At 67.9% G+C, this 13,530-nt stretch carries 14 protein-coding genes; 4 read left to right on the top strand and 10 right to left on the bottom strand.

All coding sequences use genetic code 11. The annotated features are described in order from the left end of the window. Nucleotides 1-178: 178 nt before the first annotated feature. Entirely contained in the window at nucleotides 179-1,882 is a 1,704-nt protein-coding gene (locus C0J29_RS12670) for a PecA family PE domain-processing aspartic protease (RefSeq protein ID WP_120792529.1), read from the top strand. Here the strand turns inward: C0J29_RS12670 and C0J29_RS12665 are convergent. The 5 genes from C0J29_RS12665 to C0J29_RS12645 all read right to left on the bottom strand — a co-directional run bounded on the left by C0J29_RS12665 (nucleotide 1,879) and on the right by C0J29_RS12645 (nucleotide 5,454). Next, entirely contained in the window at nucleotides 1,879-2,535 is a 657-nt protein-coding gene (locus C0J29_RS12665) for a hypothetical protein (protein ID WP_242460421.1), read from the bottom strand. The genes C0J29_RS12670 and C0J29_RS12665 overlap by 4 nt on opposite strands. Beyond that, the gene (locus tag C0J29_RS12660; RefSeq protein WP_065042687.1) at nucleotides 2,535-2,945 is read right to left on the bottom strand and encodes a PH domain-containing protein; all 411 of its coding nucleotides are present in this window, start codon (nucleotides 2,943-2,945) and stop codon (nucleotides 2,535-2,537) included. Before C0J29_RS12660 ends, C0J29_RS12665 begins: the two co-directional genes overlap by 1 nt. Nucleotides 2,946-2,998: 53 nt before the next feature. Further along, a complete protein-coding gene (gene ribH, locus C0J29_RS12655) occupies nucleotides 2,999-3,481 on the bottom strand; it encodes a 6,7-dimethyl-8-ribityllumazine synthase (RefSeq protein ID WP_065042600.1) in 483 nt (160 codons plus the stop codon). Further along, nucleotides 3,478-4,755 (bottom strand): bifunctional 3,4-dihydroxy-2-butanone-4-phosphate synthase/GTP cyclohydrolase II, encoded by a 1,278-nt coding sequence (locus C0J29_RS12650; RefSeq protein WP_065042601.1) that lies wholly within the window; start codon nucleotides 4,753-4,755, stop codon nucleotides 3,478-3,480. The genes ribH and C0J29_RS12650 overlap by 4 nt, the downstream gene beginning before the upstream one ends. A 93-nt stretch (nucleotides 4,756-4,848) precedes the next feature. Next, the gene (locus C0J29_RS12645) at nucleotides 4,849-5,454 is read right to left on the bottom strand and encodes a riboflavin synthase (protein WP_120792528.1); all 606 of its coding nucleotides are present in this window, start codon (nucleotides 5,452-5,454) and stop codon (nucleotides 4,849-4,851) included. Nucleotides 5,455-5,529: 75 nt separating this feature from the next. Here C0J29_RS12645 and C0J29_RS12640 point away from each other — a divergent pair, with 75 nt between their 5' ends. After that, on the top strand, nucleotides 5,530-6,249 hold the full coding sequence (locus tag C0J29_RS12640) for an LppX_LprAFG lipoprotein (RefSeq protein ID WP_082994103.1): 720 nt from the start codon (nucleotides 5,530-5,532) through the stop codon (nucleotides 6,247-6,249). Between the two features lie 5 nt (nucleotides 6,250-6,254). Further along, nucleotides 6,255-7,892, top strand: a complete 1,638-nt coding sequence (locus C0J29_RS12635; RefSeq protein WP_120794702.1) for an MFS transporter — start codon at nucleotides 6,255-6,257, stop codon at nucleotides 7,890-7,892. Here C0J29_RS12635 and ribD read toward each other — a convergent pair. Genes ribD through fmt form a run of 4 tightly spaced genes read right to left on the bottom strand, consistent with a single transcriptional unit; the run spans nucleotide 7,873 to nucleotide 11,960 of the window. Continuing rightward, a complete protein-coding gene (ribD, locus tag C0J29_RS12630; RefSeq protein ID WP_065162544.1) occupies nucleotides 7,873-8,904 on the bottom strand; it encodes a bifunctional diaminohydroxyphosphoribosylaminopyrimidine deaminase/5-amino-6-(5-phosphoribosylamino)uracil reductase RibD in 1,032 nt (343 codons plus the stop codon). The genes C0J29_RS12635 and ribD overlap by 20 nt on opposite strands. Beyond that, the gene (gene rpe, locus C0J29_RS12625) at nucleotides 8,901-9,602 is read right to left on the bottom strand and encodes a ribulose-phosphate 3-epimerase (RefSeq protein WP_120792527.1); all 702 of its coding nucleotides are present in this window, start codon (nucleotides 9,600-9,602) and stop codon (nucleotides 8,901-8,903) included. The genes ribD and rpe overlap by 4 nt, the downstream gene beginning before the upstream one ends. 4 nt (nucleotides 9,603-9,606) lie before the next feature. Further along, nucleotides 9,607-11,031: an RsmB/NOP family class I SAM-dependent RNA methyltransferase gene (locus C0J29_RS12620; protein WP_120792526.1), complete on the bottom strand. Its 1,425-nt coding sequence runs from the start codon at nucleotides 11,029-11,031 to the stop codon at nucleotides 9,607-9,609. After that, on the bottom strand, nucleotides 11,028-11,960 hold the full coding sequence (fmt, locus tag C0J29_RS12615; RefSeq protein WP_120794701.1) for a methionyl-tRNA formyltransferase: 933 nt from the start codon (nucleotides 11,958-11,960) through the stop codon (nucleotides 11,028-11,030). Before fmt ends, C0J29_RS12620 begins: the two co-directional genes overlap by 4 nt. 139 nt (nucleotides 11,961-12,099) lie before the next feature. On the opposite strand from fmt, the gene C0J29_RS12610 reads away from it, so the two are divergent. Then, nucleotides 12,100-12,924 (top strand): class I SAM-dependent methyltransferase, encoded by an 825-nt coding sequence (locus tag C0J29_RS12610; protein ID WP_065164072.1) that lies wholly within the window; start codon nucleotides 12,100-12,102, stop codon nucleotides 12,922-12,924. 20 nt (nucleotides 12,925-12,944) lie between these two features. On the opposite strand, the gene C0J29_RS12605 is transcribed toward C0J29_RS12610, so the two are convergent. Beyond that, nucleotides 12,945-13,424: a MarR family transcriptional regulator gene (locus C0J29_RS12605; RefSeq protein WP_065164071.1), complete on the bottom strand. Its 480-nt coding sequence runs from the start codon at nucleotides 13,422-13,424 to the stop codon at nucleotides 12,945-12,947. Between the last annotated feature and the right edge of the window lie 106 nt (nucleotides 13,425-13,530).

Raw genomic sequence — 13,530 nt, 5'->3', positions numbered from 1 at the left:
GCTAATGGTCGGCGGAAGCCGACTTCGAGAGACCGTAGCTCTGTTGCGCAGGCAGTACGGCAGCCGGAGGGATTTTAAGACTTGCTCGAACTCCCATGAAACACAAACGGAGTGCTGGTCTTTCTTTATATCTTGGATGGGCCAGGGGGCATGCGCGTAGCACTGCGTGGGGGGTCAAATGTCGTTTCTTACAGTCGTGCCGGACATCGTGACGGGCGCGGCGGCCGATGTCGCCGGCATCGAATCGGCGATTCGCAGCGCCAATCGGGCAGCCGCCGCTTCCACCACTGAGGTGGTGGCCGCGGCCGGCGACGAGGTGTCCAGGGCGATTGCCGATCTGTTCTCCGGTCATGCCCTGGATTACCAGGCGCTCAGCGCCCGGGCAACGACATTCCAGAGCGAGCTGGCGCGGGCGCTGAATGCGGCGGCGGGCCAGTACGCGGCCGCTGAGGCGGCCGCCGCCAGTGATATGTCGGCGCAGAGCATCGAGCAGGGCCTGCTTGACATCATCAATCTGCCCACCAACGTGCTGGTGGGGCGGCCACTGATCGGGGACGGCGCCGGCGGCACGACCAACGCACAGGGGGTTGGAACGCCCGGCGGAGGCGGTGGCCTGCTGTTCGGAAACGGCGGCCGCGGCGGTGACAGCATCGCTGTCGGAGTCGTCGGCGGCGCCGGCGGTCCGGCGGGGTTGCTGGGTACGGGCGGCACCGGCGGCATGGGCGGCTTCGGCGCCGCGGGCGGGACCGGCGGCACCGGGGGCTGGCTCTACGGCAACGGCGGAATGGGCGGCATCGGCGGTCCTTTCAGCGTCGGCGGCGCCGGCGGCAGCGCGCTGTTGTTCGGCGGCGGCGGAACGGGCGGCCTGGGCGGGGCACTCGGCGGCGCCGGCGGTGTCGGTGGTCGCGGCGGATGGCTGATCGGAGATGGCGGCGCGGGCGGCACCGGAGGAGTGTCCGGCGGACCCGGCGGGGTGGCGGGCGGTCCCGGTGGCGCGGGTGGTGCCGCGACCGTGGGCGCACCGGGAGCCACCGGCGCTACCGGCGGCGCTCCCGCCGTTCCGGTGCTGGTGGACCAGCAGCTGCACCGGCCGTACGTCAACGTGTCCATCGGTGGCGGTCCGATGTCGCAGGTGGTTCTCGACACCGGGTCGGTGGGGCTGATCGTCCCGCCGCAGGCTGTGAACTTCGCGTCTCTGGGCCCGGTCACTCACGCGGGGTACAGCATCACCTACGGCGATATCGCCAATCAAATCACCGAGACGTATGACACTTACGCGACGACAGTGAATTTCGGAAACGGGATCATCACCGCGCCCACCAATATCGGGGTGATCACGTCGGTAGCGCAGACAGTCAATGGTGTGACCACCATTCTCCCGACGTCAGCTGGGGTGCCAGTGCTCGGCATCGGTGCAAACCAGTTGGGCGGGTCACCCATTGCCGGTCCGGTACAGGCACTTCCGGGCACCTTGAACCAGGGCATCCTGATCAACGAGCCCGCGGGATCCGTTCAGTTCGGCGCTAACCCGGGCACCGCCTTCGCCGTCTCGAATGGCGCTCCGGTCACCAACCTGCTGGTGAGCGTCAACGGAGGCGCCCCGCTACCGGTCTTCAGCGCGTACGTCGATACCGGTGGTCTGTCGGGTCTCCTGCCCTTCTACCTGGGGACCGGAGCTGTCAACGGGTTGGTACCGGCCGGCACCCACCTGACGGTCTACAACGACGGCGGCGTGCTGTTGTATCAGCAGACCGTCGGCGCGGGGTCCGACGCGCCGCGCGTCGGGTTTTTGAGTATGAATACCGGCAACACTCCCTTTGAACTGATGCCGATCTATTTCTCCTACAGCACACCGGCGGGAACGATTTTCTACAATCGCTAGATGGCGCGACTGTTCAACTGCGCCTTGCGTTTTGCCGCCCACTCGGCCATCGGGAAATCTGGCGAGGAATTGCACGCCGCGATCACCAGCACGACCTTGGGCACGGCGGCCACACCGTAGCTGCAGGTCCAGTCCGGGCGCCCCATACTCCAGGTCATCACGTCGTCCTGCGGCGCGCCGAACTCGGTGACCCGCATGGGTTCGAAGTCACCGCGCGGGCTCTGCCCGACCGCGTCGCCCCGGCAGTCGGAGACCTCGCTGAATGCCCGCCAGGCCACTCCGTAGGGGTTCAGTTCGTAGTCGTACACGCTGATCGACTCGGCATACATCGCCGGGGCGCCGAACGGGTAGGCCGACTCGGCGTAGTCCGCGGCATCCGACGGCCGCAGCGGTGATCCCCGGAAGAGCAAGGCCGCCGCGCATTCTTTCGGCCGGACACTGGTGAAATGGTTGTCGCTTACGGGGGCCGCACTGGCTGGCCCCCAAGGCGTTTCATCCCCGTTGCGGAGCAGCAGGTCGCGAGCCGACGCCGCGCGGGCTGACTGGCCTGACGCTCGCATGGCGTGCCCGTCGACCGAATGCGTGCAGCCGACCAGCATCAAGGCCGCGAGACCGGGCACGACCAGAGCCCGGCGTTGCCGGCGGCGTGCCATCAGCGAGCGTGCAGGTCCGGCCGGTAGCGGGCCAGCTGCTCGCGAACGGCATCCATCGCATGCACGGCGCGCTCCTTGTCCACCGCCTGGATCGCCATGACGGGGATGTACTCGTCGTCGGGCAGATCGACACGGGCCCACCGGCTGCCTACCGGAAAGGACACACCGACCACGTCGGCCCACGGTATGAGCTTGTCGCTGAACACATTACGCACCGAGAGCCCGGACGCGCCGACGCGCAACCGGGGCCGGGTGAATAGCAGTGCCAGGCCGGCCAGGACCACGCCCAGCACACCCATCGCCACCTGGTCGGCCGTCTGGAAGACCACGCCGGTGGAGCCGATCTTGAGCACCAGGCCGATCGCGATGTGAGCCACCACGAGCAGAACCGCCGCCGCGTAGGCGAACATCGGGGTCAGGTGGGCACGGCAGACCAGATCCCATTCGCCGGAGTCGGATTTGGTCACGATTGAGCGCGCAGGTCGCGCAGGGTCAGCGCGGTGGTCAGGGCCGCCGCGGCCGCCTGGGCGCCCTTGTCTTCAGCAGACGACGGCAGGCCGGCCCGATCCAGCGCCTGGGCCTCGGTATTGGTGGTCAGCACCCCGTTGGCGACCGGTGTCGAGGCGTCGAGCGAAACCCGCGTCAGGCCCTGGGTCACGGCGTCGCAGACGTAGTCGAAATGCGGTGTCTCACCACGGATCACCACCCCGAGCGCGACGACGGCGTCGTGATTGCGGGCCAATTCCTGTGCGACGACCGGAATCTCGATCGCACCGAGCACCCGCACCACCGTCGGATTGTCGATGCCGGAGTCGGTTGCCACCTTGCGGGCACCGGCCAACAGGGCGTCGCAGATCTTGTCGTGCCAGGTGCTGGCGACGATTGCCAACTTGGTACCCGACGCGTCGAGTACCGGCATGTCCGGCACGCCGGCGCCACCGCTCACAGAGCACCGCCGAATTCGCCTGGCAGATGCACGGATTCGTGAAAATCGTCCAGGCCGGCCAGGTCGTGGCCCATCTTGTCGCGTTTGGTCATCAGGTAGCGGATGTTCTCCGCGTTGGCGCGCACCGGCAACGGCACCCTCTCGATGATGTGCAATCCATAACCGTCCAGGCCGACACGTTTGGCCGGGTTGTTGGTCAGCAGCCGCATCGAGCGCACACCGAGGTCGACGAGTATCTGCGCACCGATGCCGTAATCCCTTGCGTCAGCGGGCAATCCGAGCTTGAGGTTGGCATCCACGGTGTCCTCGCCGGCGTCCTGCAGCTGATAGGCCTGCAGCTTGTGCATCAGGCCGATGCCGCGGCCTTCGTGCCCGCGCATATAGAGCACCACCCCGCGTCCCTCGCGGGCCACCATCGCCATCGCGGCGTCCAACTGAGGACCGCAGTCGCAGCGCCGCGACCCGAACACATCGCCGGTCAGGCACTCCGAGTGCACACGCACCAGCACGTCATCGCCCTCACCGGTCGGCCCGACGATGTCACCGCGGACCAGCGCGACGTGTTCGACGTCCTCGTAGATGCTGGAGTATCCGATCGCGCGGAACTCGCCGTGACGGGTCGGGATCCGGGCCTCGGCGATGCGCTCGATGTGCTTCTCGTGCTTGCGTCGCCATTCGATCAGGTCGGCGATGGTGATCATCGCGAGTCCGTGCTCGTCGGCGAACACCCGCAACTCGTCGGTCTGGGCCATCGCGCCTTCGTCTTTTTGGCTGACGATCTCGCAGATCGCGCCCGCCGGCTGCAGCCCGGCCATCCGGGCCAGGTCGACCGCGGCCTCGGTGTGGCCCGGGCGGCGCAACACCCCACCGTCCTTGGCGCGCAACGGAACGACGTGCCCGGGCCGGGTGAAATCTGCGGCGATGCTCGCCGGATCGGCCAGCAGTCGCATCGTGGTCGCCCGGTCCGATGCCGAAATGCCGGTTCCGACACCGATTCTCGCGTCGACGGTGACGGTGTAGGCGGTTCCGTGCTTGTCCTGGTTCACCGCGTACATCGGCAGCAGGCCCAGCCGGTCGCAGATCTCGCCGTCCAATGGCACACACAGATATCCCGACGTGTAGCGCACCATGAAGGCGACCAGCTCGGGGGTGGCCTTCTCGGCCGCGAAGATCAGATCGCCTTCGTTCTCGCGTTCCTCGTCATCGATGACGACGACGGCCTTGCCCGCCGCAATGTCGGCAACCGCCCGTTCGACGGAGTCCAACCTCGTCATCTTGTTTCCTCACCTGGCTGCTGTTGCTCTCAAGTATGAACCACCGCAGGCCCGTAGTTATTGCCCGTGCTCGTTGAGCGGGACCCGCACCTGTCAGCTCCCGGCTTGCAGGAGCCGTTCCACGTACTTCGCGATCACATCCACCTCGAGGTTCACCTGGGTGCCGACGGGCGCAGAACCGAGCGTGGTCAGCTCGCGGGTGGTCGGGATCAACGAGACCTCGAACCAGTCCCGGGGTTCGGCGCCCAGACCGGAGATGGTCAGCGAAATGCCGTCGACCGTGATCGACCCCTTCTCCACCACGTAACGCGCCACCGCGGCGGGCATCTCGACCCGCACCACTTCCCAGTGCTCGGAGGGGGTGCGGGCGACGATCTCCCCCGTGCCGTCGACATGGCCCTGCACGATGTGCCCACCCAGCCGGCTGTTGATCGCCGCCGCACGCTCCAGGTTCACCCGGCTGCCCGGGCGCAGCTCGCCCAGGTTCGACCGGTTGAGTGTCTCGGCCATGACGTCCGCGCTGAACTGGCCGTCCGGCAATACCTCCACGACCGTCAGGCAGACCCCGTTGACGGCGATCGAGTCCCCGTGGCCGGCATCGGAGGTAACCGTGGGACCGCGGATGATCAGTCGCGAGGCGTCGGCCAGGGCGTCGCGGCCGGTCACCTCTCCGAGTTCCTCGACAATTCCGGTGAACATCGCACCAGGTTAATGAGTGTCCTGACGCCCCTGCACCCGCCTGGTTCCCCGGCCGGGTCAGGGGCACCCTCTACGATGCAGGGTATGCAAAAATCCCGCCGCCTTCTGGCTGTCCTGGCTGCGCTGGTCGTCGCGATCACGTTCGCCGCAGGGTGCTCGATCAAAAAGAAAGACAGCGGCGGACCACTTCCGGACGCCAAAGCCACCCAGACGCTGGTCACCCAGGCCACCGAAGCCAGCAAGGCCGTCAAGAGCGCGCACATTGTCCTGACGGTGAACGGCAAGATTCCCGGCCTGTCCATCAAGACACTGACCGGTGACCTCAACACCGAGCCCACGGCCGCCAAGGGCAACGTCAAGCTGACGTTCGCCGGCTCCGACATCGACGCGGACTTCGTGGTGATCGACGGAATCCTCTACGCCACGCTCACCCCGAACAAGTGGAGCGACTTCGGCAAGGCCTCGGACGTCTACGACCCCTCGCAGATCCTGAGCCAGGACAAAGGCGTGGCCAACATCCTGGCGAACTTCAGCGAGGCGAAGGCCGATGGGCGCGAGAACATCAACGGCCAGAACACCGTCAGGATCACCGGGAAGACGACACCCCAGGCCGTGAACGCGATCGCACCGCCGTTCAGCGCGTCGGACCCGGTGCCGACGACCATCTGGGTTCAGGACGGCGGTGATCACCAGCTGGTGCAGGCGAAGCTGGAGCGCGGTACCGGGAACTCGGTGCAGATGACCCTGTCCAACTGGGGCCAGCAGGTCCAGGTCACCAAGCCCCCGCTGAGCTGATGACCATGCGGGGAGGACGACGGATCGCAATCAGTGCGGGCAGCCTGGCGGTGCTGCTCGGTGCCCTCGACACCTATGTCGTGGTCACGATCATGCGCGACATCATGAACAGCGTCGGCATCCCGGTGAACCAGCTGCAGCGGATCACCTGGATCGTGACGATGTACCTGCTCGGCTACATCGCCGCGATGCCGCTGCTGGGCCGCGCCTCCGACCGGTTCGGTCGCAAGTTCGTGCTGCAGGCCAGCCTGCTCATGTTCATCGTCGGCTCCGTGGTGACCGCGTTGTCGGTGCAGATCGGCAACTGGACGATCGAGGCCGGCGACTACATCCTGCTGTCCCCCGACCCGAACCGGGCATTCCACGTGCTGATCGTGGGCCGCACCATCCAGGGCATCGCCAGCGGCGCCCTGTTGCCGGTGACGTTGGCGCTGGGTGCCGACCTGTGGTCGGAGCGCAACCGCGCCGGCGTCCTCGGCGGCATCGGCGCCGCACAGGAACTGGGCAGCGTGCTGGGCCCGCTGTACGGCATCTTCATCGTCTTTTTGTTCCACGACTGGCGCCACGTGTTCTGGATCAACGTCCCGTTGACCCTCATCGCCATGGTGATGATTCATTTCAGCCTGCCCTCGCACGATCGCAGCGAATCGCCGGAGAAGATCGACATCACCGGCGGTCTGCTGCTCGCACTGGCGTTGGGTCTGGCGGTGATCGGCCTGTACAACCCGAACCCGGACGGCAAGCAGGTGTTGCCGAGTTACGGGTTGCCGCTGGTCATCGGTGCGGTGCTCGCCGCGGTGGCATTCTTCGCCTGGGAGCGTTTCGCCCGCACCCGGCTCATCGAACCGGCGGGTGTGCACTTCCGTCCGTTCCTGTCCGCGCTGGGCACCTCGGTCTGCGCCGGGGCCGCCTTGATGGTGACGCTGGTGAACGTGGAGCTGTTCGGCCAGGGCGTGCTGCAGATGGACCAGAATCAGGCGGCGGGTCTGCTGCTGTGGTTCCTGATCGCACTGCCGATCGGCGCGGTCCTCGGTGGGTGGATCGCCACCAGGGCGGGTGACCGGGTCGTGGCCTTTGCCGGGATGCTGATCGCGGGCGCCGGCTACTGGCTGATTTCGCACTGGCGCGGCGACCTGATGCAGCGCAAGCACGACATTCTCGGGCTGATGCTGCCGGCGGTGCACACCGACCTGCTGGTCGCGGGCCTGGGCCTCGGTCTGGTGATCGGGCCGCTGTCGTCGGCGGCGCTGCGGGTGGTGCCCTCGGCCCAGCACGGCATCGCCTCGGCGGCAGTGGTGGTCGCGCGGATGACCGGCATGTTGATCGGCGTAGCGGCATTGAGCGCGTGGGGGCTGTACCGGTTCAACCAGAACCTGTCTCACCTCTCGGCGACCATTCCCCCGGACGCCAGCGTTCTGGAGCGCGTCAGCATTCAGGGGAAGCAGTATCTGCAGGCGTTCGCCGATATGTACGGCGACATCTTCGAGGTCACCGTGGTGATCTGCGTGGTGGGTGCGCTGCTCGGGCTGCTGATCGGCGGCCGCCACGAGCACGCCGACGAGCAGGAAGTCCCGGCGCAACCGGCCCAGGAGCCGCAAGCACCTCAGCCGGTTCGGGAACCCGCTAGCGAGCCACCAGGCTGAGCAGCAGGTCCGGTCCGACCTGCTCGACGCTGTCGAACTGCCAGCGCAACGCGTGCGCCATGCTGGACACGCCGACGTCGTCGACGGCGGTCACCGGACCACCCAGCAGGATCGGCGCGACGTAGGCCAGGATCCGGTTGATCGCCCCGGCCCGCAGGAACGCCCCGGCCAGCGTGGGGCCGCCTTCCAGCAGGACGTCGGTGCGGTCCGCGAGCGCCCGGAGCACCTCGACGGGTTCGTGGGTGCGAATCACCATGGTGCGCGAATCGTCGTTCAGCACGTTGGCTTCCGGCGGGATTTCGCGTCTGCCGACCACCACCCGCAGCGGCTGCTGCGGCGACAACGAGCCGTCCGGCCGCCGGGCGGTCAGAGTGGGGTTGTCGGCGAGGACGGTGCCGGTGCCGACCACGATCGCGTCCGCGATCGCCCGGCGACGGTGCAGGTCTGCGCGGGCGGCCTCGCTGGATATCCACTGGCTCGACCCGTCGGCCGCGGCGCTGCGACCGTCGATGCTGGTCGCGTACTTCCACGTCACGTGCGGATAGCCGGTGCGCTGCTTGTGCAGCCACTCCCGCAGCGGACCGGCCGCCACCTGGTCGGCCATGATGCCCGACCGCACCTGCACACCCGCCGCATTCAGCCGGCCGGCCCCGCCGCCGGCGATGCCGTTGGGGTCGTTGAGGGCGTAGATCACCGTCCCCACCCGGGCCTCGATGAGCGCATTGACGCACGGCGGCGTCTTGCCGTAGTGGTTGCACGGCTCCATGGTGATCACCGCGATCCCGCCGGCGGCCAGACCGCCGGCCCGGCGCAACGCGATGACCTCGGCGTGGTCGCCACCGGCGGGCTGGGTGGCGCCGACGCCCACAACCCGGCCTTCCTGATCCACGATCACCGCGCCTACCGGCGGGTTCGGGTAGGTGGTGCCCTTGACCTGGTAGGAGTGTTCGATGGCCAGCTTCATGGCCTCTTCGATGCTTTTGACCTGCTCCGGAACGTTCGGGCCGGTCATGACCGGTACCCCAGGTGGTGCGACGCCGCGCCGGCCTGGCGGCGCAGCGCCTGGACCGCGGCGGCCGGGTCCTGCGCACCGTAGACCGAGGATCCCGCCACGAAGCAGTCGACACCGGCTTCGGCGGCCTCCTCGATGGTGTCCTCGTTGATGCCGCCGTCGATTTCGACCAGGATCGTCAGCTCCCCCGCGTCGACCAGCTTGCGGACCGTACGCACCTTGCTCAGCACCTCCGGGATGAAGCTCTGACCGCCGAAACCGGGCTCGACGGACATGATGAGCAGTGTGTCGAACTGGGGCAGGATTTCCAGGTACGGCTCGAGCGGGGTACCGGGCTTGACGCTGATTCCGGCTTTTGCTCCGGCGGCCCGGATGTCGCGGGCCACCCCGACGGGGTTGTCGGTGGCTTCGGCGTGGAAGGTGACGTTGTAAGCGCCGGCCTCGGCGTAGGGCGGCGCCCAGCGATCCGGGTTGTCGATCATCAGATGGCAGTCCATCGGGATGCTGGTGGCCGCCAGCAAGCTCTCCACCACGGGCAGACCGATCGTCAGGTTCGGCACGAAGTGGCCGTCCATCACGTCGACGTGCAACCAGTCGGCGCCGTGCACCGCGGCAGCTTCGTCGGCAAGCCGAGCGAAGTCAGCCGCCAGGATCGACGGCGCTATCAGCGGACCCCCCGTACCAGGCATGTGCGACAGACTACTAATCCTCCGGCAACCGGCGCAGGGCAGCCGCGAACATGGCGTCGGTGCCGTGCCGGTGCGGCCACAACTGCACGTAGGGGCCTTCTCCCAACCCGACGTCCAGTCCGTCCACCGGTTCGAACAGCGGCCGGGTGTCCAATGCCGCGACCGGGTGGCGGCGCAGCGCGTCGGCGACCACTCCTACTGTCTCGGCGAGGTGCGACGAGCAGGTCGCGTACAGCACCACCCCACCCGGCCGGGTGAGCGAGATCGCGGCACCCAGCAGTTCGCGTTGCAGCCTGGCCAGGGCGGGCACGTCGGACGGCTGCCGGCGCCAGCGTGCCTCCGGCCTGCGGCGCAGCGCACCCAGCCCCGTGCAGGGCACATCGACCAGAACGCGGTCGAAGCCCGGCGTCAGCCCGGAGTCCCGCCCGTCCACCCGCAGTACCTCGACCGGCAGCCCGCGGGTGTTCTCCACGACCAGGTCTGCCCGATGCTCGGCGGGCTCCACGGCGGTCACGGTGGCTCCCACTTGCGCGCCGAGGGCGGCCAGCAGTGCGGTCTTGCCGCCCGGCCCGGCACACAGGTCCAGCCAACGCCCGGTGTCGCCGTCGACCGGAGCCAGGGTCAGCGCCCTGGCCACCAACTGGCTGCCCTCGTCCTGCACCAGCGCCTGCCCTTGGCGCACCGGTTCCAGCTGCCCCGGGTCGCCTCCTGGTAGGTACACCGCGTAGGGCGAGTACCGCCCGACGGTGCCGTGCACGGTCTCGGCGAGCTCGGCGGCGGTCAGCACCCCGGGGCGGGCGGCCAGATGGACCTGGGGACGTTCGTCGTCACTGGCCAGCACCGCGTCCAGTTCGCCGGCCGAGGCCCCGAGCGCGTCGGCGAAGGCCTGGGCGATCCAGCGTGGGTGGGCGTGCACGAAGGCCGAATGGCCGACCGGGTCGTTGCGGGGTGCCAGCTCCTGCACCCAGGACTGCTCGTCCCGGCCCGAGATGGTGCGCAGCACGCCGTTGACGAAACCGGCTCGCGCCGAATCTAATTCGATGCCCGCCTGGTCCACGGTGGTGGAAACCGCGGCATGGGCGTCCACCCGGGTGCGCAACAGCTGATAAGCCCCCAGCCGCAGCAGGTCGAGCAGCACCGGATGGATGGTGTCCGGCGCCCGGCCCGCGGCGGCACCGATGATCACGTCCAGCAGGCCGGCGCTGCGGCATGTCCCGTAAGTGAGCTCGGTGGCGAAAGCGGCGTCGCGGCCGGTGATTTCGCGTTCGCGCAGCAGCGCGGGCAACACCAGGTTGGCGTAGGCATTGCGCTCGCTGACCGCGCGCAGTGCGTCGAACGCGGCCCGGCGCGCGGGGTCCAGGGGCTTGCGGCGCGGTCGGTATTGAGGCTTCTGGGGTTTGCGATCGGGTCGCTTTCGGTAGGGCCGGTCCTGGCTCATGATGCCCGGATCTCCGGGTCGAGCCGAGCACCCCGCGCCCAGTCGGCGGCGTTCATCGGCTTCTTCCCGGGCGGCTGTATCTGGCCCAGCCGGACCGGTTGCGACGCGGTGCCTACCCACACGCTCTTGCGGTCGACCTGAATCGCGCCGGGCTGCAACGACTCGGGCGCGTCCGAATCCAATTGCACCGGGCCAACTTTCACGCGTATGTCGCCGATGAGGGTCCAGGCGCCCGGGTTCGGCGTGACGGCGCGGATCCGCCGCTCGACCACCTGTGCAGGCAGGTCCCAGCGCACCCGGGCCTGCTCAACGGTGATCTTGGGCGCCAGACTGACCCCGTCGGTGGGTTGCGGGCGCGGGGTCAACGCCTGATCGGCGATCCCGTCCAGGGTGCCCGCCAGCAGCTCCGCGCCCGACACGGCGAGTCGCGCCAGCAGGTCGCCGGCCGTGTCGGTCGGCCTGATGGTCTCGGTGACGATGCCGTACACCGGTCCGGAGTCCAGGCTGGGCTCGATCTGGAAGGTGGTGGCCCCGGTGATGGTGTCGCCCGCGGCGATCGCGGCCTGTACCGGCGCCGCACCGCGCCAGGCCGGCAGCAGCGAGAAGTGCAGGTTCACCCACCCGTGTGGGGGCACAGCGAGCAGGGCATCGCCGAGGAGCGCGCCGTAGGCCACCACCGCGCAGCACTGCGGCGCCAGCGCCGCCAGTTCGGCAACGAACTCCGGCGAGTTGGGCCGCGCCGGGCGCAACACCGGGATGCCGCGATCCAGCGCCTCGCGCGCCACCGGCGACGGTTCCGGCCTGCCACGCCGCCCGGACGCCGCATCGGGCCGGGTCAACACGGCAATGACCTCATGGCGGGGCGAGTCGATGAGACGACGCAGAGCGGGCAACGCGGGCTCGGGGGTTCCGGCGAAGACGATGCGCACCGGCACAGTCTATGAACCTCCCTGTTTGAGGGCCGGACAGCCCGACAGCGAAATCACAGGCACTTACAAACTTGCCTATGCATACTGTGTCTGTACGAAACAAAATGAGATCGTCGCTCCGTCGATAAGGAGATCCGCTATGACAATCGATACCGCACTCTGCGCAGATCAGACACTCGCGGCCACCCACCGGGCCATGTGGGCACTCGGCGATTACGCCCTGATGGCCGAAGAGGTGATGGCACCACTGGGCCCTCTGCTGGTGGCCGCCGCGGGCATCGGACCAGGTGTCAGAGTGCTCGATGTCGCAGCCGGGTCCGGCAACATTTCCCTGCCCGCGGCCAGGGCCGGCGCTACCGTCACCTCCACCGACCTCACCCCGGAGCTGCTGCAACGTTCCCGCGAACGCGCGGTGGCGGAGGGTCTGAGCCTGCACTACCAGGAGGCCAACGCCCAGGCACTTCCGTTCGGCGACAACACTTTCGACGCGGTTATCTCGGCAATCGGGGTGATGTTCGCTCCCGATCACCAACAGGCCGCCGACGAACTCATCCGGGTGTGTCGGCCAGGCGGGACGATCGGCTTGATCAGCTGGACCCACGAGGGGTTCTTCGGCCGCATGCTCGCGACCATTCGGCCGTACCGGCCGAGCTTGTCGTCGGCCCTGCCGCCGTCAGCGTTGTGGGGACGCGAGGCGTACATCGCCGGGATGCTGGGAAGTCGCGCGGTTGGCGTAGACAGCGGGCGGGGGTTGCTGGAGGTAACACGGTTCGACACCGCTCAGGAGGTCCACGACTACTTCAAGAACAACTACGGCCCGACGATCGAGGCCTACGAGAACATCGGCGGAAATCGGGTGCTGGCCGCCGAACTCGACGCTCAGCTCGTCGAACTCGCCGACGAATATCTGACGAGCGGTGTCATGGAGTGGGAGTACTTGCTGCTCACCGCTGATAAGCGCTGATCGGCGGAGCGGACCGGCGCTTATATCTCGTGGAAGTCGACGTGAGCGTCGGGTTCGCCGCCCGCGGCGGTGAAGGCGGTGAGCGCCCGGACCAGCCCCTGGCGCTCGGCCGCCGGCATCTTCTCGACGATGCGGGCAATCTCGCTGCGCCGGTTCGCAGTCACCTTCGAAACCACCTCACGCCCCCGCTTGGTCAGGGACGCGAGCAACTCCCGACGGGAGGTCGGATGCGGCAGGCGGTCGATCAATCCGGCACTGACCAGACGGTCGACCATGCGACCGGTGGCCGACGGTTGCACACCCAACGACGTCGCGAGCGTCGCCAGGTTCACCGGACCGCGATTGGACAGGATGACCAGCGTGCGGAACTGCGGGATGGTGATCGTGTCATCCACTGCCGCAATAGAACTCGCCGAAATCCCGACCAACAGCCGAGACGCTGTCAGCAGTGCGTCGGTGATCATGTCCAGCGACTCGGTCGTCGTGTTCTCTGTTGCCATCGCAGCCCCCTTCCCCGGTGCCTAGCTAGAGCAAAGAAATTGTAACAGCCTCCTATAATCGAATATCTTAATTGTTGCCTAAACACATAATTGCTGACGGATCTTG

Origin of the sequence: Mycobacterium paragordonae (assembly GCF_003614435.1) — a bacterium.
In the GTDB taxonomy this organism is placed as follows: domain Bacteria; phylum Actinomycetota; class Actinomycetes; order Mycobacteriales; family Mycobacteriaceae; genus Mycobacterium; species Mycobacterium paragordonae.
The sequence above is the reverse complement of the archived record's forward strand: the minus strand, read 5'-3'. Positions and strand labels throughout refer to the sequence as shown.